Raw genomic sequence first — 20,387 nt, forward strand, 5'->3', positions numbered from 1 at the left:
CAACTCCTAAAGTCATGGTTTTCACTAAGCTTAAAAGTTCAATGGTATGACCATAATACGTTTGATTATTTAAGGATTTTCCCTATGCAGAACAAAAGCAGTCAAGACGAGAACAAAAAGCCTAAGAAAAGGCCCGAAGAACTGCGCAGCCAGCAGTGGTTTGGTCGGCAAGACCGCGATGGCTTTGCCTACCGCAGCTGGGTTAAAGGCAAGGGCATTCCGCACGACCAGTTTGATGGCCGACCCGTGATTGGCATCTGCAATACGTTCTCTGAACTCACGCCCTGCAACAGCCATTTCCGCACGATTGCCGAACAGGTAAAAATTGGTGTGTATGAAGCCGGTGGCTTTCCACTGGAGTTTCCGGTGATGTCGCTAGGCGAAACCCTGCTGCGCCCCACCGCCATGCTTTATCGCAACTTGGCCAGCATGGATGTTGAAGAAAGTATTCGCGGCAATCCGCTGGATGGCGTGGTGCTGCTTATGGGTTGCGACAAGACCACGCCGGCGCTGGTGATGGGTGCGTCCAGCGTGGATTTACCCACGATTGGCGTCAGCGGTGGCCCTATGCTGAGCGGCAAATGGCGCGGCCAAGAACTAGGCTCGGGCACCGGTGTGTGGAGTATGAGTGAGCAAGTCAGAGCCGGCACCTTAAAGTTGGCCGATTTTTTTGAAGCCGAAAGCTGTATGCACCGCAGCCACGGCCACTGCATGACCATGGGCACGGCTTCAACCATGGCCAGCATGGTCGAAGCACTGGGCATAGGTCTGCCGGGTAATGCCGCCTACCCAGCGGTTGACGGCAGACGCAATGTGCTGGCGCGTCTGGCCGGTCGCCGCGCGGTTGAGATGGTGCATGAAGACCTGACGCTGTCAAAAATACTCACTCGCGCGGCCTTTGAAAACGCGATTAAAACCTTGGCCGCGATTGGTGGCTCGACCAATGCGGTGATTCATTTGATCGCGATTGCCGGCAGAATTGGCGTGAAACTCACGATTGATGACTTTGACCGACTCGCCAGTGAATTGCCTTGCTTGGTCAATCTGCAACCGTCTGGCAAATACTTGATGGAAGACTTTTGCTACGCCGGCGGCTTGCCAGTGGTGATGAAAGAAATTGCTAGCCACTTAGACTTGGACGCGATTACCGCAAACGGTTTAACCATAGGCCAAAACATTGCGGACGCAGAAAACTTCAACACCGAAGTCATCATGCCGCTGGCCACTCCGTTTAAAGACAAGGCCGGCATCGCCGTGTTGCGCGGCAACCTGTCACCCCGCGGCGCTGTGATCAAGCCCAGTGCAGCGACACCCAAACTCATGGTTCACACCGGCCGTGCCGTGGTGTTTGAAACGATTGAAGACTTTCACGCACGGATTGACGATGAGGACTTGGACATAGACGAGAACTGCGTCATGGTGCTTAAAAATTGCGGCCCCAAGGGTTACCCCGGCATGGCCGAAGTCGGCAACATGCCGCTACCACCCAAAGTGTTGCGCAAAGGCATTACCGACATGGTGCGTATCAGCGACGCCCGCATGAGCGGCACAGCCTACGGCACGGTTGTGCTGCACACCGCGCCGGAAGCGGCTGCCGGCGGGCCGCTAGCCTTGGTGCAAAACGGCGACATGATTGAGCTTGACGTGCCCAAACGACTGCTGCATTTGCATGTCAGCGACGAAGAATTAGCGCGCCGTATGACACTCTGGACAGCGCCAGAGCCCGCCATGGGCTCGGGTTATTCCAAGCTTTATATCGACCATGTATTGCAAGCTGATGAGGGCGTTGACATGGACTTTTTGGTCGGCAAACGCGGCTCTGCCGTGCCGCGCGACAACCATTGATGCAGCCGCTGCTAGGCCTAGACTGGGGCACGACCTCGCTGCGCGGTGCGCGGCTAGGCGAGCGGGGGCAAGTTTTAGAAGAAAGAAGTTTTCCCCGCGGTATTCTCAGCGTCGCGCCTGGCCAATTTGCCGCTGTCTTTGAGAGCTTATTTGGCGACTGGATGACGGCCGATAGCTTGTGCTTAATCTCAGGCATGGCCGGCAGTCAGCAAGGCTGGCTGCAAGCGCCTTACTGCGCTTGTCCGGCCGGTTTTGCCGAACTAACCACAAAACTAGCTTGGATAGCACCGGGCCGGATTGCCATAGTGCCCGGCCTAAGCATTGAAGTGGACGGCGTGCCCGACGTGATGCGCGGCGAAGAAACCCAAGTCTTTGGCGCCTTAAAACTACTCGCTCTTGATAGCGCACGCCTAGTGCTGCCGGGCACGCACAGCAAATGGGTCAGCGTCCAAAACGGCCGCATCACGCAATTTTCAAGTTCTATGACGGGCGAGGTTTACGCATTGCTACGCCAGCATTCGATTCTCGCGCGCAGCATGGTAGAGCCCGAGTCAGATCGAAACAATGGGCCCGCTTTTGAGCGCGGCGTGCATCAAGCACTGACTGGCAAAGGACTGCTACACACCGCCTTTAGCGCACGCACGCTGGCCTTGTTCGAGCGCATAGATCAAGCTGCCCTGCCGTCTTATTTATCTGGCTTGGTGATAGGTGAAGAAATCAAAATGCAGGGTTTGTCGGCCGGTGACGCGCTGGTGTTAATCGGCGCGCCTCTGCTTTGCGCGCTGTACAAAACCGCACTGCAATTAGTTGGCGTTAGCGTGACGCAGGTTGGCAATCAAGCGACATGGGCTGGCCTGCACGCTCTGGCCCAAACGCTACAAACGCAGGCCGCAAAAAACAAATAAACCTTCGTATGACCAACTCGCAAAAATTCGCCCTCGCCCTGCAAACCCTGCCGCTTATTGCCATATTGCGCAGCATCACCCCAAGCGATGCAGTTGCCGTTTGTCAAACACTGGTGCGTAAAAACTGGCCTTTAATTGAAGTGCCTCTGAACTCACCGCAAGCACTCAGCAGCATAGCCGCCATGGTCAGCGCCTGCCCAAGCGCTGTGATTGGGGCCGGCACTGTGCTCACGCCAGCTGATGTGCGCAATGTGCATGCAGCCGGTGGCCAACTAATCGTTGCGCCCAACTTCAACCCAGAAGTGGTCAAACAAGCCGTGGACTTAGGTCTGATTTGCCTGCCCGGCGTGATGACCCCCAGCGAAGCCTTTGCAGCATTGGCCGCAGGTGCTACAGGTCTGAAAATATTCCCGGCTGAGATGGTTTCGCCAACCGTAGTCAAAGCCTTGCGCGCCGTGTTACCCGCCGAGACCTTGGTGCTGCCAGTAGGCGGTATCACAGCTGCCAATATGCAAGACTGGCTAAGTGCTGGCGCCAACGGATTTGGCATAGGTTCTGCGCTGTATAAACCCGGCAGTAGTGCTGAGAATGTGGGCGACAGTGCGGCGCATTTCATCCAAGCTTTCGCTGCTAGGATAAAAGCATGAGTAAAACCACACCTGCAAAAATTTCGTTTGGTCTGGCTGGCAAGGTCTGTTTAGTCACGGGCGGCGCGCAAGGCATTGGCGAAGCCTGCTTGCGCCGCTTTGCCCAAGAAGATGCAAAACTAGTCATTGCAGATATCGATGACACGCGCGGCACAGCGCTGGCCCAAGAGCTGGGCGGACTGTTTGTGCACTGTGATGTGGGCGACAAAACCCAAGTCGATGCCTTAGTCGCCAGCGCCATCGCAGAGTTTGGCCGGATTGATATTTTGGTCAACAACGCCGGTATTTTTAAGGCCGCAGATTTTCTCGATATCAGCGAAGCCGACTTTGACGCCGTGCTGCGCATCAACCTCAAAGGCGCATTTTTAGTCGGTCAAGCAGTCGCACGCGCCATGGTGCAAGCCGGCACTCAGGGCAGTATTGTGAACATGAGTTCAGTCAACGGCGTACTCGCCATTCCCACAATCGCCAGCTACAACGTGAGCAAAGGCGGCATCAACCAATTAACGCGTGTGATGGCCTTGTCGCTAGTCAGCAAAGGCATTCGCGTCAACGCAGTCGCACCCGGCACGATAGCCACTGAACTGGCCGCCAAGGCGGTGCTCACCAGTGACGAGGCCAAAGCCAAAATCATGAGCCGCACGCCCATGGGCCGTCTCGGTAGTCCGTCTGAAATCGCCGACACCGTGGCCTATTTAGCCAGCGATGCGGCAAGCTACATCACCGGTGAAATTGTGGTGGTTGACGGCGGGCGCATGACGCTTAACTACACCATGGCGACATAAGCCAATCACAAAGAAAAATTGAAAATTAAAGCCTTATGCTCGCGCCTGAAGTAGCCGGACTTTTTATCGACGACGCTGCAAGCACACGCTGCACTTGGTGCGCAGCCTCGCCTTTTTACCGTCACTACCACGACACGGAATGGGGTTTCCCGGTTGCCGACGAGCGCCGCTTGTTTGAAAAAATCTGTCTCGAAGGTTTTCAAGCCGGTCTTAGCTGGCTCACCATTTTGAATAAGCGCGAGAATTTTCGCGCAGCCTTTGCCAACTTTGAGGCGGAAAAATTAGCCCAATTTGATCAAGCCGACACGCGCCGCCTTATGCTTGACGCGGGCATAGTGCGGCATGCGGGAAAAATCGCATCCAGCATTAATAACGCCAAACGCGTGTTAGAGCTGCGGCGCGAATTCGGCGCATTAGCCGCCTACGTCTGGCAACAAGAACCCGATGCAGCCCAAAGACCGGCGCAACTGAGTTTTGAAGCCTTCAAAACAATGACCAGTACTGCCGCTTCAATCGCGCTCTCCAAAGACCTCAAAAAGCGCGGCTGGACTTTTGTCGGGCCGACCACGCTCTACGCTTTTATGCAGGCCATGGGCCTCGTCAACGATCACCTAGAAGGCTGTAACAGCCGCGAAAAAGCATTGGCCGCGCGCCGCGCTTTCACACCCCCACTTCTTTATTCAAAGACCTAAACCCATGAAAAATATCACCCCAGAAGAAATCCAAATTCAGTGGCAAGCAGAGTACGACGTTGTGCGCGAACGAATGCTGGCCAATGGCGGTCATGCCGGCATTGCGCAGCCAGAACAAACCGAAGGACTCAGCGGTTTAGAAATAATGCAAGCCATGATGGACGGCCAAATTCCTTATTCGCACATTGCTGACACCATGGATTTCTCGTTGATAGAAATCACAGTCGGCAAAGCCGTGTTTCAGGGCCGACCACAGCTTAAACACTACAACCCACTCGGCACAGTGCATGGCGGCTGGTATGCCACGCTGCTCGATTCAGCACTTGGATGCTGCATACACTCCACCTTGCCGGCTGGTCGCGCCTACACCACTGCGGAACTGAGCGTTAACATCGTTCGCGCCGCATCTCATAAAAGTGGCCCACTGCGCGCTACTGGCACGATTATTCACAGCGGCCGGCAATTGGCTACCGCGCAGGCCAGTATCAATGGTGCCGATGGCAAACTCTATGCGCATGCAACCACGACTTGTTTGGTGTTTGAGGCGCGCAAGATTTAAGTTGCGCTTGATGAAAACCAGAGAAAAATTAGCCTGCACTTTTCTCTTTAATCATAAGTATGCATACGAATATGAATGCAACTCGGTCACAAAACTAGAGCTAAGGTATTGCGCAAGGCCATACTAATTTGCGCATAATCAATAAATGCGTTTACTTCACACCATGCTTCGCGTTGGCAATCTCCAGCGCTCTATTGATTTTTATACCAAAGTGTTAGGCATGAAACTGCTTCGCACGTCTGAGAATCCCGACTACAAATACACGCTGGCTTTTGTCGGCTACGAAGGCAATCCGGCTCAAGCCGAGATTGAACTGACCTTTAACTGGGACACCGACAAGTACGAGCTAGGCACTGCCTACGGCCACATCGCGCTGGGCGTGCCAGATGCCTATGCCTCTTGCGAAGCGATTAAGCTCGCTGGCGGCCAAGTCACGCGTGAAGCCGGGCCTGTCAAAGGCGGCACATCAGTGATTGCTTTTGTGACTGACCCAGACGGCTACAAGATTGAACTCATACAGCGCAAAGAAGACGGCGCTGGTACCGGTTTAAGCCAAGCTTAAAAAACTTTAAAAACAAAAAAAAGGCTAAATTTTCTTCAGTGAAAATTTAGCCTTTAGTTTTTCAATCAGTGCCGCGCCTGCGGTTTGACTGATGGTTAAAGTGCCCGCAGAAAAAATTTCTGCAAGCAGTAACAATCTCAAATCAATTTAACGCCAGTCTTAGACTGCAGCAACTCCAGCGTCACTCCGGTCGCAAGCTCCACTACTTTTAAGCCTTCAGGTGTGACATCCATCACAGCCAAGTCGGTGATGATGCGGTTAACCACGGCCAAACCGGTGAGCGGCAATGTGCACTCGGGCAGAATCTTCATGTCCTCGGTGCCGTCTTTCTTTTTAGCCACATGCTCCATGAGAATGATCACGCGCTTAACGCCGGCAACCAAATCCATAGCACCGCCCATGCCTTTGACCATCTTGCCCGGAATCATCCAGTTGGCCAGATCGCCCTTTTCACTCACCTGCATGGCGCCCAAGATGGACAGATTAATTTTGCCGCCACGAATCATCGCAAAGCTATCGTGACTGCCAAAAATTGCTGAACCCTTAATCGTCGTCACGGTCTGTTTGCCAGCGTTAATCAAGTCAGCATCAACTTTGTCTGCAGTCGGAAAAGGGCCAATGCCCAACATGCCGTTTTCTGATTGCAGCCAGACTTCGATGTCAGGGCTTACATGGTTGGCCACTAGCGTGGGAATACCTATTCCGAGGTTGACGTAAAAGCCGTCTTGCAATTCCTGCGCAGCACGCGCAGCCATTTGGTCTTGTGTCCAGGCCATGATTTAAGCTCCTGCCGTTTCGGTGATAGTTCGTTTTTCGATGCGCTTTTCGGGTGTCGGATTGCACACAATGCGGTGCACATAAACGCCGGGTAGGTGAACTTGATCTGGCTCCATAGCGCCGAGTTCAACCATTTCTTCGACTTCAACAATACAGAGTTTTCCGGCCATCGCGACGGCGGGATTGAAGTTGCGTGCAGTCAAGCGAAACTGCAGGTTTCCGGATGGATCGGCGCGCCACGCTTTAACTAACGAGACCTCTGGCAAAAGCGAGCGCTCCATGACATAAGTCTCACCGTCAAATTCGCGTAATTCCTTGCCTTCTGCCACCAATGTACCGACACCGGTCTTGGTGAAAAAAGCTGGAATACCAGAGCCGCCAGCGCGCAGCTTTTCAGCCAAAGTGCCTTGTGGTGTGAATTCGAGTTCTAATTCACCAGCCAAAAACTGGCGCTCGAATTCCTTGTTCTCACCCACGTAACTGGCAATCATTTTTTTGATTTGACGGGATTCAAGTAGTTTGCCCAGACCAAAGCCATCAACACCAGCATTGTTAGAAATCACGGTGAGGTTTTGCACCTCGCTATCGCGCAAGGCATCAATTAACGCCTCGGGAATGCCGCACAAACCGAAGCCGCCTACGGCAATCAGTTGTCCGTCGCTGACCACGCCTTTAAGGGCTGCGGCGGCAGAGGGAAAAAGTTTCTTCACAATAATCTCCTTGTTTTGGATAAGCTGAGTTGCTGCGATACGATACTACGCATTGTTATAGGTAGTAATCCGTAACGGGTTTGCCCGATAGGCAAACCTTCAGTAAAAGCGCATAGAACATAGAACAGCCGAGTAAAAAAGTGGCCTCAGAAATAAACTATCAAACCGCTTTCGACTTAGCGCCAGTGGGCCTGGTATTGTCGAGAAACCGAAACATAGTCGACTGCAATCAACATCTGTGCGAAATGTTTGGCGCAACCCGGGAAGAACTTTGTGGCCAGTCTTTTTTAGTGCTCTACCCCAGTGTCGATGAATACGAACGCATTGGCGTGCGTATGTTGCCAATTCTCAATACCTGCGGCCTTTACTCTGACGACCGCATAATGAAGCGGGTAGGCGGAAATCTCAAAGACGATATCTTTTGGTGCCATGTCACTGGCAGAGCACTGAACCGCAAACTGCCGCATGAATCCGGCATTTGGACTTTTGAAGACCTCAGCGCACGCCGGCCCGTGACCGCCGACCTAACCCCCAGAGAGCGCGAAGTGGCGGCGCATTTAATGGGCGGGCTAACCTCTAAAGAAATTGGCCGAGCGCTAATAATCAGCCACCGCACTGTAGAGATTTACCGCGCCAGACTGATGCGTAAATACAGAGCGTCAACCACCGCTGATTTAGTCAGCAAACTCATGGCCGGTTGAATCTTGGTGAAAACCTGCAACTGTGAAGTACTCACGCGTTGCTCAAATCAATTTCCAGCTACGCTCAAGCACTCAACCTAACACCAACACTAGGACAGACCATGCAGCCCAGCACGCCCGCACGCTACCCCCATCCAGAGCTAAGAGACTTGCCCGACGACATCCGGCAAAAATTGTTAGCAGTGCAAGAAAAAGCCGGGTTTGTGCCAAACGTTTTTTTAAGTCTGGCGCGCCGGCCAGCTGAGTGGCGGGCTTTTTTTGCCTACCACGACGCCATCATGCTCAAAGACGAGGGCTCTAACCCAACCGGCTCACTAACCAAAGGCGAGCGCGAAATGATAGTCACCGTCACCAGCGCCGCCAACCAGTGTCTTTACTGCGTCGTCGCCCACGGCGCGTTACTCCGCATCTACGAAAAAAAGCCACTGCTAGCCGATCAAGTTGCAGTCAATTACCGCAAGGCCGATATCTCGGCGCGAGAGCGCGCCATGCTGGACTTTGCGATGAAGATTTGTCTGCGCTCAGCAGAAATTGAAGACGCAGATTTCGCCGCGCTAGCAACCCACGGTTTAGACGACGAAGACGCTTGGGACATCGCCGCCATTACTGCGTTTTTTGGCTTATCTAACCGCATGGCGAGTTTTAGCGGCATGCAGCCCAATCCGGAGTTTTATTTAATGGGGCGAGTGGCCAGGCCGGCGCGGGTAGCGTCTTGAGAACATATTCAAATAGGTCTAAGCCAAGCAGTAATCAATCGATGAATGCACTGCCGGTTTGCGTGATCTAGTGATCCAGCAGATTGGTAGCAAGTTCAATCACAGAGCGCTCCAACTACGACGGGTAATCGCACGATTCACAGCATCAGTCGATACGATTTTTTTGGCTTTATCCAACATGGCTTTGAGATCTGTCACTAAGCAAGTGGCTGCGACTAAAAGAAACTAATCGGACTGAGTTTCGACAAATTGCAATTACACCCGCTCTGGTGTCTGAGGTTAAAAACTTGGCTGCTGCCACTAAAAAAAAACAGATCACATTGGCTGAAAGGGTTATTGATAAGGGAACTTGCACTGGCACTGGCACTGGCTCTGACTCTGGCTCTGAGTTGAAAAAGTTAAGCCCACAACTCACATAAGAAACCCAACGATTAAGTTTTATTACCACCCGACTCCGAACCCCGCCAAAATCGCTCTGCTTCTGGAAGAAGCCGGTGTGCCATACGAGCTGGTTCCAGTTGATACGCATAAGGGTGATCAGTAGCTGTCAGCGTTTCTCGCCATCAATCCGAATGCCAAAACGCCGGCCTTAGTCGACGGTGATGCAGTTGTTTTTGATAGCAATGCCATCTTGCTTTATTTGACTGAAAAACCGGTGCCTATCTGCCCGAGAACACGCCTGCGCAGCGCGCTCAGATGCTGTCGTGGTTGATGTTGGTAGCCACCGGCATTGACCCTTGTCGTGGCCAAGCTGTGTACTTTCAACACTTTGCGCCTGAGCCTGAGCCTAAGGCTTACGCCGTAAACCGCTACGACTTCTAGGCGCAGCGCCATTGGCGCATTGATTCAAGCGCAACTTGCCAAGCACCGCTACATGCTGGGTGAGACCTACACCATTGTCGATATGGCGGTTTGGGGCTAGGCACGTGCCATACCGTTTATTTTGGGCGCTAAAGCGTGGGCAATATGGCCTAACGTCAAGCGGCTGCTTGACGAGAATACAAGCACGTGCCGCGCTGGACCGACGAGATCGCGGCGCGCCCAGCCGTTATGCGCGACCGAAAGGTCAACCGCGCCTTTGGTGAGTTATCAAGTCAACTGCATGAACGCCACGTCGCCAGCGACTTTGAGACAAAAACGCAAGACAAGCTAAACCCTGGGGCTGCGGATAAGTCGTAATCAAACCCAAAGCCTAGCCCATATCAGGCTAGGCTTGGATCATGCCTTTGACCGATTCTCACGCGCAACTAAGTACGCTCGACAGACACCGGATTGGAAGACAATTAGTGGCGAAATCACGCAAAAATCAACTGGCAACTGGCGTTGCCAGAGGCCGTTTTAGCGCACCCAAGGCCAGCGCGCTGACCAAGGTCCCCGCCACAATAGCCAACAGATAAACACCTAAGTGGGTCACGGCATTCGGAATTGGAAGCACAAACACGCCGCCGTGCGGCACGCGTAATTCAGCGCCTACCAGCATAGACAGCGCACCGGCCAAGGCCGAGCCCAGCATTAGTGCGGGGATCACCCGCAGCGGGTCTTTTGCGGCAAACGGAATCGCGCCTTCGGTGATGAAGGAAATACCCAGCACAGCAGTGGCTTTACCGGCTTGACGCTCATCTGCGGTGAAACGGTTCTTAAAAATCACCGTGGCCAAAGCCAGCGCCAAAGGCGGCGTCATTCCGGCAGCCATGACGGCCGCCATGGGCGCAAACACCTCGCTGGCAATCAGGCCAGTGGCAAAAGCATAAGCCGCTTTATTGACCGGGCCACCCATATCAAAAGCCATCATGGAGCCCAGCAGCAAACCTAAAAAGACAGCGTTCGTGCCTTGCAGCCCTTTCAGCCAGCCGGTGATGGCCGCGAGCAAGATGGAGACCGGCTCACCGACCACGTAATACATCAGCAAGCCGACGATGGTGGTGCCCAGTAACGGCAAAATCAGCACCGGTTTAAGGCCATCCAGATTGCGGCCTAGCTGAATTTTCTCGTTGAGAAACTTAACCGTATAACCAGCTAAAAAACCAGCTGCAATACCGCCGATAAAACCTGCGCCCGTAGAGGCGGCAATCATGCCGCCAATCATGCCCGGTGCCAAGCCGGGACGGTCAGCAATCGAATGCGCGATAAAGCCCGCCAAAATCGGCACGATCAGAGCGAAGCCGCTCTTGGCACCAATCGTGAACAGCGTCCAGCCAAGCGTGCCTTTGTTGGCATCTTCATAAACGTAAATACCCCCCAACGCAAAACCCAAAGCGATTAGAAGACCGCCGGCCACCACAAAGGGAATCATGAAAGACACGCCAGTCATCAAGTGCTTGTAAGCACCGGTGCGGTTAGCGCTTTGCTGGGTCTTGGCAGCTTTTACCTGATCGGTATAAGCCTCATCACTGGCCGTAGTGCTGGCCGCAGTGCTGGCCGGAGCGGCAACTTTGGCCTCTGCCATTGCAGTACGCACCACTAAAGCGCCGTCTTTGATAGCGGCTTTGGTGTGGGTTTCATAAATACGTTTGCCGGCAAAGCGGCTCATGTCTACATTGGTATCGGCAGCAATCAGCACAATCTCAGCATTCGCCACATCGGCTTCGGTGAGCGTATTTTGCGTGCCTACCGAGCCCTGCGTTTCAACCTTGATAGTCAGTGCGTTGGCCTTGGCGCCAGTCTCCAGACCTTCGGCGGCCATAAAGGTGTGGGCGATGCCGGTAGGGCAAGAGGTGATGGCGACAATTTGCGGCAGGGACGGGCCACGCGCGGGCGCAGCGCCGGCGACGGACGTTTTTGTTAATGATGCTGACGATGCAGCCGGGCGCGCCTCGGCAAGCGCTTGGCTAAGCACCGCTTGGGCGTCACGGATAGCCGTCTCTGTGCCCACTTGCAGCAGTTTCTTGCCAGCAAAGCGGTCGGTATTGATGGCTGTATTGGCAGCAATAATCACCGCGTCAGCGGCGGCAATATCGGCCGCACTCAAGCTGTTACGGCTACCTGCCGCGCCTTGTGTTTCCACCTTTAGGCTATGCCCAGCGCGCTCAGCAGCTTGTTGCAAGGCCTCGGCGGCCATGATGGTGTGAGCGATACCGGTCGGGCAGGCGGTCACGGCGACAATTTTTGACATGGGAGTTTCCTTTTAGCGCGGGGTATAGGGGAACGAGTGGCTCAGCCGATTGAGCTGAGGTGAACCATTTGGGCCAGCGCCCGCACCGTCTCGGGTGAAGGCATATGAGGGCCTAGGCGGGTCAGCTTGGCGGCTGAGAACGCCGTCGCTAGGCAAGCACATTCGGAGAGTGCCAGCCCCTCAATTTGGGCCGCCACAATGCCAGCCACCATGGCGTCGCCAGCGCCCACGCTGCTGATGAGCTCGGTGGGAATAGCGTGCGCCAACAGCGCTTGCTGCCGATTGACAAACAAAGCGCCCTCGCCGCCCATAGAAACAATCACCATGCCCGGTGCGTTGGGCCGGGCCAGTAGTTCGCGTGCTGCGGCCACCACTGAGTCGGTGCCACTCAAGCTGCGCCCTATCAGCTCGCTAAGTTCAGCAAGGTTGGGTTTGATGATGTCAGGCCCAGCGCCTAAGCCGGCGGCCATTGCAGCACCACTAGCGTCCAGCAGTACATGGCCGCCTAGGCTGTGCACATGATGGATCAAACCGGCATAAGTATTAGCCGGCCAGTCTGGCGGCAAACTGCCGGATGTCACCACCCAGCTACCGGCGCTAACTAGCTGGCTAATTGTCGTGCGCAGTTGCTCAAGCAAGGCTTTTATTGCGTCCGGCGTCAGGCTTGGGCCGGGCATATTGATGTCGGTGGTGGTGCCGCTGCTTAAGTCCACCAGCTTGGTGTTGATACGGGTTAAGCCGCCCAGGTAGACGCAGTGGTTGTCTATGCCTTTGGCGTTAAAAAGGGCCTCGAATTGGGCCGCGTTAGCCAGGCCGATTTGACCGGTGACAGCGCTGTGAACACCAAAATCGGCCAAGCAAGACGCCACATTAATGCCCTTGCCGCCCACATCTATCTGCATACGTAAAGCCCGATTCACTTCACCCACCCGCAAGTGATCTAGCTCTAAGGTGTGGTCTAGCGCCGGATTCAAGGCCACGGCCAGCACACGCGGCGGTTTGTCAAGAAAGTTTGAATGCGGTTTCATAGCGCTCTGACTTCGTCGGCACTGCCGGCAGTCAGCGCACGCTGCGCCAACAGTTGCATGTCTGCATACGATTGGCCACGCAAAGCAGCCTTGACTGCGGCCACATCTTGCGCGCTCATAGACAGCTCATCGACACCCAAGCCCATGAGTATCTGTGCGCCTAGCGGATCACCGGCTAGGCCGCCACACACGCCAACCCAAGTGCCGTGTTTTTTAGCCGCCGCCACGGTACGGGCAATCAAGTCCAGCACGGCCGGATGCAAGCTATCAGCCTGCGCGGCTAGTTCAGGGTGCTGCCGGTCAATGGCCAATGTGTATTGGGTTAAGTCGTTGGTGCCGACTGAGAAAAAGTCGACCAGTGGCGCAAACTTTTCCGCCATCAAGGCCACGGCGGGTACCTCGACCATGATGCCAATTTTGAGTTCTGGGCCGTTGACCTGAGCCCGGGCATGTTCGCAGTGTTGGCGCAGCGCCTCGATCTCGCTGGTGTGGGTAACCATAGGAAACATGATGCGGATGGGGCCGTGCGCCGCAGCGCGGTACAGCGCGCGCAGCTGGGTGTAGAGCAAGTCCTGACGGTTTAGCAAGAGGCGCGCACCACGCACGCCAAGAAAAGGGTTTTCTTCTGCGGGCAGGTTTAAGTAAGCCACTTTTTTATCACCGCCAATGTCTAGCGCGCGGATGATCAAAGTGCGCCCGCCCATGACCTCGGTCATCTCACGATAGACGCGGTACTGCTCTTCTTCGTCTGGGGCGCTATTGCGCTCCAAAAATAAGAACTCGGAGCGCATCAGTCCTACGCCTTCGGCACCGGCTTCTATGGCAAAACTAGCCTGCTTTGCATTGGCCACGTTGGCTGCGATTTCAATCCTGTGACCGTCGGTGGACGTAGCCGGCAGATAGCGGCTCTCGCGCAGGGCGTTGCGGGTGGCGAGTTGACGGGTAATCACCACAGCAGCCGCCGCCTGATCAGCTGGAGACACCGCCAGATAAAGCGCGCCCATACCGCCATCGATGACGGCTAGTTGCCCTTCTGGCGCAGCCAGCAAAGCGCTGCCAGCGGCAACCACAGCAGGTAGACCCAAGGTGCGCGCCAAAATGGCGGTGTGTGAAGTCGGCCCGCCGCTGCTAATGGCCAGCCCAACCACAAACTGCATATCGAGTTGCAAAGTGTCCGACGGGGTTAAGTCGTCCGCCACCAAAATGCTGGCTTGAGTCAGCACTTGGCTATGCCGCTTTATGCCCAACAGGTGGGCCAACACCCGCTCACCCACATCACGCAAATCAAGTGCGCGGGCAGCCAGTAGCGGGTCAGCCACGGCTTGAAGCTTTTCCACACGCGCTTGCAAAGCGTGTTGTCAAGCCCACGCCGCACCGCGGCCGCGCAAGATAGTGGCCATGGCCTCGTGCAGCAGTTGGTCGTCAGCAATTAACTCACGTTGCGCGGCGAAAATAGCCGCCTCGGCGGCGCCTAAACGGGAGCTGGTTTGGACTTCCAAGGTTTGCAGTTGCGCGGTGATGGCCAGCAGTGCGGCTTCTAAGGCCTCGCCATCGGCGACTACATCACCCGGGCTGTCCGGCACGTCAAACTGGTGGCTGACATGCCGTACCAGCTTGCCGACGGCAAGACCGGGGCTGGCGCCAATACCGTAAATGGCTTGTGATTTACCTTCTGGCAACCATTCTGGCGTGCTGCGGCGGGCGACTAAGGCGTTGCGGCGGGCGCGCTCAGCGTCGGCTTTTTCTTCCGCCGACAAACTGCGCACCAAGTCCAGCAGCGCATCAACTGCGCGGCGGGAATCCGGGCCACTGGCGGCCAGACGCAAGCTGTCGCCGCGCGTAGCGCCTAGCGACAACAAGCTCGTCAAGGCCTTGGCATCCGCAAACTCCTGCGCCTTGTAGACCCGGATGTCGCAGGCAAAGCGCTTGGCGGTTTCAACCCAACGGGTGGCGGGACGGGCATGCAGACCATTGGGATAGTCGAGTATCCAATCGCTGTGGGCGCTGCTTTGCCATTCTGGCAGGTCAATAGCGGCGGCTTGCGCGGATTCGTTGGCCAAGGTGCGCACCATCAGTTGCGGGTCATCGGTGTGGATTAAGTTTTCAATACCTTGGGCTTGCATCAAGCGGGTCAGGCGGCGCAGCAACACGATGTGCTCATCTGACTTAGCGGCAATCGCCACGACCAGTTGTGCTTGGTCACCGTCTTTCCAGTCGACACCGTCTCTAAACTGCACCACCGCCACACCGGTGTGGTGGATCTGATGGCGGTCTTCCACCATGCCGTGCGGTATCGCCACGCCCGCGCCTAAAAAGGTGTTGGCTACTGCTTCGCGTTTGAGCATGCTTTCTATGTAGCCGGGCGCAATGTAACCCGCATCCACCAACAGTTGACCAGCTAGGCGTACGGCTTCGGTTTTGCTGCTGGCCTGAGCATTCAGTCTTACGCAGTCAGTCGTTATGGTTTCCATCCGTGTGTCCTTGCTAGTGGCTAGCGTGCTGATAGGTGATGTCAATATTTATGTAATCGTTTACATTTTGATTGTCTATTAAATTTCAGTATTAAAAAGACCTTTTATCACTGAACTACCTAGGTTTTACCCTGTGTTTAGGATTTAAAACATCTAAACACATCGGAATTTACAGCGTAGTAATGCACAATAAATGGAATCGATTACATAAATTTAGGGTTGTGATGGTCAAGATTGTGGATGTGGCAAAACAGGCAGGCGTTTCAACTGCCACGGTGTCTAGGGTGATTTCGGGACAACCCGGTGTCAGCGACGACGCGCGTGCGCGGGTTGATGCTGCGGTCAAAGCACTGGGCTATAGGCCAGACTTGGCGGCGCGGCGACTGCGCTCTGGCCGCACCGACACCTTGGGCCTTATCGTGTCGGACATCCGCAACCCGTTTTTTACTGAGATCAGTCATGCAGTTGAGGAACTAGCCTACCAAAATCGCATGCGGGTGTTTTTGTGCAATGCAGATGAAGATCCAGAAAAAGAAGCTTTTTACTTGGCCATGATGCGGGACGAAAACGTCAGCGGTGTCATCTTGTCACCCACGCTGGCCCTGCTTAAAAACCTGCGTCCAACAAACTACCCGTTTCCGCTGGTGCTGGTGGACCGCTGCGAGCGAGACACCCAAGTCGACGCGGTGGTACTGGACAACTTCGACGCCAGTTACCGCCTGACCGAACACTTGATTGCAGAAGGTTATCAACGGATTATTTTTCTTTATGGCTCGATCGGCTCTACCGGGCCGCAGCGGCACCAAGGTTATCTCGCCGCCATGGCTGCAGCTGGACTGGCAACTCAGGCCGAAGCGATTGCGCCGCGCAGCGAACGCGCTTACGCAGTTGCAGAGCATTTGCTGCAAGGCGAATCACCACCGGATGCGCTGCTAGCTAGCAGCGGCCTGATCTTGCAAGGCATTGTCGAGGCGGTCAAAGCCGCTGGCGTGCCCGTGCCGGTGGCCTGCGCAGTCGCTGGTTTTGACGACTTACCGTGGACCCGCTTGGTCACGCCAGACATCACCGTGATACGCCAACCGACACACGAAATTGGTCAAACCGCGATCAATCTATTGATCGAAAGAGTGGCACAGCCAGAGCGTGCGGTGCGCCAAGTCGTGCTGCGGGGTGAACTGCTGCTGCGCGGCTCAACTCAGCGCAACACAAAGTAGTTCTTCCGCCTTGGCCACATGAGGCCTAACGATTGAGTCGGCCAGCGGTCTAAGTTTTAATCATGATCGTAAAAGGTTTGCCCAAGACCTCGGCAGTGACAACGCCTAAGACGGCTGCGATAGCGCTAGTTTGCCGGTCTGACTATCGACTTAGCGGGTCAGCTCTGGACGAGCCAGCCACTCGCGGCCTTTGAGCATGCCTTGCCAGTAAAGTGGCGGCAGGACTTTTTCTTTAAGGAGCCAAGCCAGCGTAGACGGCTGCGTACCGTCAATCAACCACTTGGGGAAACTAGGCGCTAGCTTGCCGCCATAAGTGAATTCAGCCAACACGATTTTGCCGCGCTCTACCGTCAGCGGACACGATCCATAGCCGTCATAAGCCGCGTCACTGCCGTTCGCAGTCCGGGTGACGAGCAGATTGTGTGCCACTACCGGTGCTTGCTTGCGCACCGCAGCCGCCGTTTTGGCGTTGCTGGTATTGACCACGTCGCCGAGTGCAAAAACGTTGGGATATTTCTTGCTGCGTAGCGATGCGGCATCGACATCGACCCAGCCGGCAGCGTCTGCCAATGGACTGATACGTATGAAGTCAGGTGCGGTTTGCGGCGGCACAGCATGCAGCATGTCAAAGTCACGCGTGACTAGGGTTTTTTCTCCCGCCGCATTGCGCGTGGCGAAAGTCGCTTTCTGAGCCGGCCCATCAACCGCCACCAAGCTCTCGCCAAAATTAAGATTGATGCCGTAGGTAGAGATGTATTCCATCAGCGCCGGAACGTAAGCGGCGACACCAAAAAGCACAGCGCCAGCGTTGCAAAAATCAATCTCTATGTTTTTGAGCACGCCTTGGCGACGCCAATGGTCGGCGGATAAATACATCGCCTTTTGCGGCGCGCCCGCACACTTAATCGGCATGGGTGGCTGGGAAAAAATGGCTCTGCCACCGCGCAAGCTTTGTACCAACTCCCAGGTGTAGGGCGCTAAATCGTAGCGGTAGTTGGACGTTACGCCGTTACAGCCCAGTGTGTCAGTCAAGCCTTCGATGCCAAGCCAATCGAGTTTGAGACCGGGACATACAACAAGTTGCTGGTAAGTCACCACACGGCAGCTATCAAGAATGACAGCATTGCGTTCAGGCTCGAACGCCGCGACAGCCGACTTAATCCAGTGAACGCCGCGTGGCAGCACGCTGCCCATCGTGCGGGCTGTTGAGGCGGCATCAAAAATGCCAGCGCCCACCATGGTCCAGCCGGGTTGGTAGTAGTGAGCTTCGGCGGGATCAATGATGGCAATGTCTAAATCGGGATCGCGAGCGAGCAAGCTAGACGCCACTGATATGCCAGCAGCGCCTGCGCCCACAATCACAACGGCATGCGAAGCGTAGGCCATTTCGACCGGCGCCTTGCGGCCAATGCTGGCCTGCACTGTGACGCCAAGCTCATCAACGCCGATTGAGGAAGTGAGCGATAAGTCAGCGCTAAGGGATTTGGTTTCCATCGATTTGTTTCTTTTATTTGGGTGTAACAAGGTCCAGCCTTTACGGCTTAACCAACGTAAGTCTTGAACGAACAAGCCCTGAATCGATACACCAAAGCACTGGGCTTGGATCGGTTGGGGCATTTAATTGAGTCATGCTTTTTAGTCCAGTTAGTAGCGTCTCACCCAGACGCAACTAAGGCGTTTGGCAAACGCTATGCCAAGTAGCACACAGGCCTCTAAGCAAAGGCGACACAAACGATTAGGCCTGAACAATCACTCATGTCAAACTCTTAGGCTCTTGGACAATAAAACACTTGTAGCGTACAAGTTTTAAACCATTAATTAACCGCAGGAAACCACCCGCGTGCGAACATGGACAATCTCCACTGAGATTTAATTTTCTTATCAGCGAGTCCCTCAGATGAACACCTCAGAAATTCTTGCCAAATTCGGCCCCCGTGAAGCCATGGAATACGACATTGTCGTAGTCGGAGGCGGCCCCGGCGGGTTAGCCGCTGCCATCAAACTGAAACAACTGGCCAACGAAAATGGCAAGGAATTATCGGTAGTAGTGCTAGAAAAAGGCTCAGAGCCAGGCGCCCACATCCTGTCAGGCGCAGTGATGGACCCAAAAGCCATGACCGAGCTATTTCCCGATTGGAAAGCGCTAGGCGCGCCGCTCAATCAGCCGGTCACCAGCGATAAAGTGCTGTTTTTGAGCGAGACCGGCGCCATCAAAACCCCCGGTTTTTTAGTCCCCGACTGCATGCACAACGATGGCAACTTCGTCGTCAGCTTGGGCAATGTGAGTCGTTGGATGGCGCAGCAAGCCGAAAACCTAGGCGTAGAAATATTCCCAGGCTTTGCCGCTGCCGAAGTGCTTTACAACGATGACGGCTCAGTCAAAGGCGTGGCCACCGGCAATATGGGCATTGGTAAGGACGGTGAGCCCAGCAGCAGCTTTCAGTTGGGTATGGAAATACACGGTAAATACACCGTGTTCGCCGAAGGTTCACGCGGCCACTTGGGTCGCCAACTGATTGCCAAATTCAAGCTCGACGAAGGCAAAGACCCACAAGCCTATGCGCTGGGTATCAAAGAATTGTGGGAAATAGACCCAGCCAAACACCAGCCCGGCTTAGTCGTTCACACCGCCGGCTGGCCTATGGACAACGCTACCTATGGCGGCGGATTTTTATACCACCTTGAAGGCAATCTGGTCACACTAGGACTGGTCACCGGCTTGGACTACAGCAACCCCTATCTGAGCCCGTTTGAAGAAATGCAGCGTTGGAAAACCCATCCCTCCATCAAGCAATACCTAGAAGGCGGCAAACGCGTGAGCTATGGCGCGCGGGCGATTACCGCTGGCGGCGCGCTGAGTCTGCCAAAGACAGTGTTTCCGGGTGGCGCGCTGATTGGCTGCGAAGCCGGCTACCTCAACGCCAGCCGCATCAAGGGCAGTCACGCGGCGATTAAAACCGGCATGCTAGCCGCAGAAGCGGCTTTCGAAGCCGTTGGCGCTGGCCGCCAGCATGACGAACTCAGCGCTTACCCAGAGGCTTACGCCAAAAGCTGGTTGGCCCAAGAACTAGACATGTCACGCAACTTCAAGGCGTGGTTTAAAAAAGGCCTATATGTTGGCACGCTGATGACCGGCATAGAGCAGTGGCTGCTGCCAAAGCTGGGCATTAAAAGCCCGCCTTGGACGCTGCATCGCACCCAAGCCGACCACAGCATGCTTAAACCGGCGGCGCAGTGCACGCCGATTGTCTACCCCAAGCCAGACAACAAAATCACTTTTGACCGACTGACCTCGGTGTTTGTCTCCAACACCAACCACGAAGAACATCAGCCAGCGCATTTGACCCTAAAAGACGCCAGCGTTCCCGTGAACGTCAATTTAGCGATTTATGACGGCCCCGAAAGCCGCTACTGCCCGGCCGGTGTTTATGAGTATGTGAAAAACCCCGACAACAGCGACCGGCTGCAAATTAACGCCCAGAACTGCGTGCATTGCAAAACCTGCGACATCAAAGACCCAACCCAAAACATAGTCTGGGTCACACCCGAGGGCGGCGGCGGCCCGAACTACAGCGGGATGTAGACTGAGGGCTTCATGGCACGGGGGAAAGAGTTGTTCAACTCACTCCACAAGCTCTTCTGAGCAAACCCGTGCTGCTGAAG

The 20,387-nt window shown here is 55.0% G+C and carries 16 protein-coding genes and 3 pseudogenes; 13 read left to right on the forward strand and 6 right to left on the reverse strand.

Going from position 1 to position 20,387, the window contains the following annotated elements:
- Positions 1-84: 84 nt before the first annotated feature.
- The 7 genes from HC248_RS12340 (at position 85) to gloA (ending at position 5,995) form a co-directional block, all read left to right on the forward strand.
- On the forward strand, positions 85-1,845 hold the full coding sequence (locus HC248_RS12340; protein ID WP_168922737.1) for an IlvD/Edd family dehydratase: 1,761 nt from the start codon (positions 85-87) through the stop codon (positions 1,843-1,845).
- Positions 1,845-2,750 (forward strand): 2-dehydro-3-deoxygalactonokinase, encoded by a 906-nt coding sequence (locus HC248_RS12345; RefSeq protein WP_168922738.1) that lies wholly within the window; start codon positions 1,845-1,847, stop codon positions 2,748-2,750. Before HC248_RS12340 ends, HC248_RS12345 begins: the two co-directional genes overlap by 1 nt.
- Positions 2,751-2,758: 8 nt before the next feature.
- The gene (locus HC248_RS12350) at positions 2,759-3,397 is read left to right on the forward strand and encodes a 2-dehydro-3-deoxy-6-phosphogalactonate aldolase (RefSeq protein WP_168922739.1); all 639 of its coding nucleotides are present in this window, start codon (positions 2,759-2,761) and stop codon (positions 3,395-3,397) included.
- Positions 3,394-4,182: an SDR family NAD(P)-dependent oxidoreductase gene (locus tag HC248_RS12355; protein WP_168922740.1), complete on the forward strand. Its 789-nt coding sequence runs from the start codon at positions 3,394-3,396 to the stop codon at positions 4,180-4,182. Before HC248_RS12350 ends, HC248_RS12355 begins: the two co-directional genes overlap by 4 nt.
- 35 nt (positions 4,183-4,217) lie before the next feature.
- The gene (locus HC248_RS12360) at positions 4,218-4,874 is read left to right on the forward strand and encodes a DNA-3-methyladenine glycosylase I (RefSeq protein WP_168922741.1); all 657 of its coding nucleotides are present in this window, start codon (positions 4,218-4,220) and stop codon (positions 4,872-4,874) included.
- Between the two features lie 4 nt (positions 4,875-4,878).
- Positions 4,879-5,433 carry a PaaI family thioesterase gene (locus tag HC248_RS12365; RefSeq protein ID WP_168922742.1) on the forward strand — a complete coding sequence of 185 codons (555 nt, stop codon included), beginning with the start codon at positions 4,879-4,881 and terminating at the stop codon, positions 5,431-5,433.
- Between the two features lie 145 nt (positions 5,434-5,578).
- Positions 5,579-5,995, forward strand: a complete 417-nt coding sequence (gene gloA / locus HC248_RS12370) for a lactoylglutathione lyase (RefSeq protein ID WP_168922743.1) — start codon at positions 5,579-5,581, stop codon at positions 5,993-5,995.
- A 137-nt stretch (positions 5,996-6,132) separates the two neighbouring features.
- On the opposite strand, the gene HC248_RS12375 is transcribed toward gloA, so the two are convergent.
- Together HC248_RS12375 and HC248_RS12380 are read right to left on the reverse strand one after the other, a co-directional pair.
- Positions 6,133-6,771, reverse strand: a complete 639-nt coding sequence (locus HC248_RS12375) for a 3-oxoacid CoA-transferase subunit B (RefSeq protein ID WP_168922744.1) — start codon at positions 6,769-6,771, stop codon at positions 6,133-6,135.
- Positions 6,772-6,774: 3 nt separating this feature from the next.
- Positions 6,775-7,482: a CoA transferase subunit A gene (locus tag HC248_RS12380; RefSeq protein ID WP_168922745.1), complete on the reverse strand. Its 708-nt coding sequence runs from the start codon at positions 7,480-7,482 to the stop codon at positions 6,775-6,777.
- Positions 7,483-7,622: 140 nt separating this feature from the next.
- Between HC248_RS12380 and HC248_RS12385 the strand changes: the two genes are divergently transcribed.
- The 4 genes and pseudogenes from HC248_RS12385 to HC248_RS17725 all read left to right on the forward strand — a co-directional run bounded on the left by HC248_RS12385 (position 7,623) and on the right by HC248_RS17725 (position 10,078).
- A complete protein-coding gene (locus HC248_RS12385) occupies positions 7,623-8,183 on the forward strand; it encodes a LuxR C-terminal-related transcriptional regulator (protein WP_168922746.1) in 561 nt (186 codons plus the stop codon).
- A gap of 101 nt (positions 8,184-8,284) precedes the next feature.
- Positions 8,285-8,899 (forward strand): peroxidase-related enzyme, encoded by a 615-nt coding sequence (locus tag HC248_RS12390; protein WP_168922747.1) that lies wholly within the window; start codon positions 8,285-8,287, stop codon positions 8,897-8,899.
- A 415-nt stretch (positions 8,900-9,314) separates the two neighbouring features.
- A pseudogene (locus tag HC248_RS12395) lies at positions 9,315-9,930 on the forward strand (glutathione S-transferase family protein); the annotation flags it as partial.
- A complete protein-coding gene (locus HC248_RS17725) occupies positions 9,908-10,078 on the forward strand; it encodes a hypothetical protein (protein ID WP_238342844.1) in 171 nt (56 codons plus the stop codon). The pseudogene HC248_RS12395 and the gene HC248_RS17725, both read left to right, overlap by 23 nt.
- A gap of 127 nt (positions 10,079-10,205) precedes the next feature.
- Here HC248_RS17725 and HC248_RS12400 read toward each other — a convergent pair whose 3' ends face one another.
- From HC248_RS12400 to ptsP, 3 genes and pseudogenes are all read right to left on the reverse strand, one after another.
- The gene (locus HC248_RS12400; protein WP_168922748.1) at positions 10,206-12,011 is read right to left on the reverse strand and encodes a PTS fructose-like transporter subunit IIB; all 1,806 of its coding nucleotides are present in this window, start codon (positions 12,009-12,011) and stop codon (positions 10,206-10,208) included.
- A 41-nt stretch (positions 12,012-12,052) separates the two neighbouring features.
- The gene (gene pfkB, locus HC248_RS12405) at positions 12,053-13,039 is read right to left on the reverse strand and encodes a 1-phosphofructokinase (protein WP_168922749.1); all 987 of its coding nucleotides are present in this window, start codon (positions 13,037-13,039) and stop codon (positions 12,053-12,055) included.
- Positions 13,036-15,510, reverse strand: a pseudogene (gene ptsP, locus HC248_RS12410) (phosphoenolpyruvate--protein phosphotransferase). The gene pfkB and the pseudogene ptsP overlap by 4 nt, the downstream one beginning before the upstream one ends.
- Before the next feature lie 182 nt (positions 15,511-15,692).
- Between ptsP and HC248_RS12415 the strand changes: the two are divergent.
- On the forward strand, positions 15,693-16,724 hold the full coding sequence (locus HC248_RS12415) for a LacI family DNA-binding transcriptional regulator (RefSeq protein WP_238342619.1): 1,032 nt from the start codon (positions 15,693-15,695) through the stop codon (positions 16,722-16,724).
- 150 nt (positions 16,725-16,874) lie between these two features.
- Here the strand turns inward: HC248_RS12415 and HC248_RS12420 are convergent.
- Positions 16,875-18,140 (reverse strand): annotated as a pseudogene (locus tag HC248_RS12420) (NAD(P)/FAD-dependent oxidoreductase); the annotation flags it as partial.
- Between the two features lie 481 nt (positions 18,141-18,621).
- Between HC248_RS12420 and HC248_RS12425 the strand changes: the two are divergent.
- Positions 18,622-20,307 (forward strand): electron transfer flavoprotein-ubiquinone oxidoreductase, encoded by a 1,686-nt coding sequence (locus HC248_RS12425; protein WP_168922751.1) that lies wholly within the window; start codon positions 18,622-18,624, stop codon positions 20,305-20,307.
- Positions 20,308-20,387: the final 80 nt, after the last annotated feature.

Source organism: Polaromonas vacuolata, assembly GCF_012584515.1.
GTDB classification, from domain to species: Bacteria; Pseudomonadota; Gammaproteobacteria; order Burkholderiales; family Burkholderiaceae_C; genus Polaromonas; species Polaromonas vacuolata.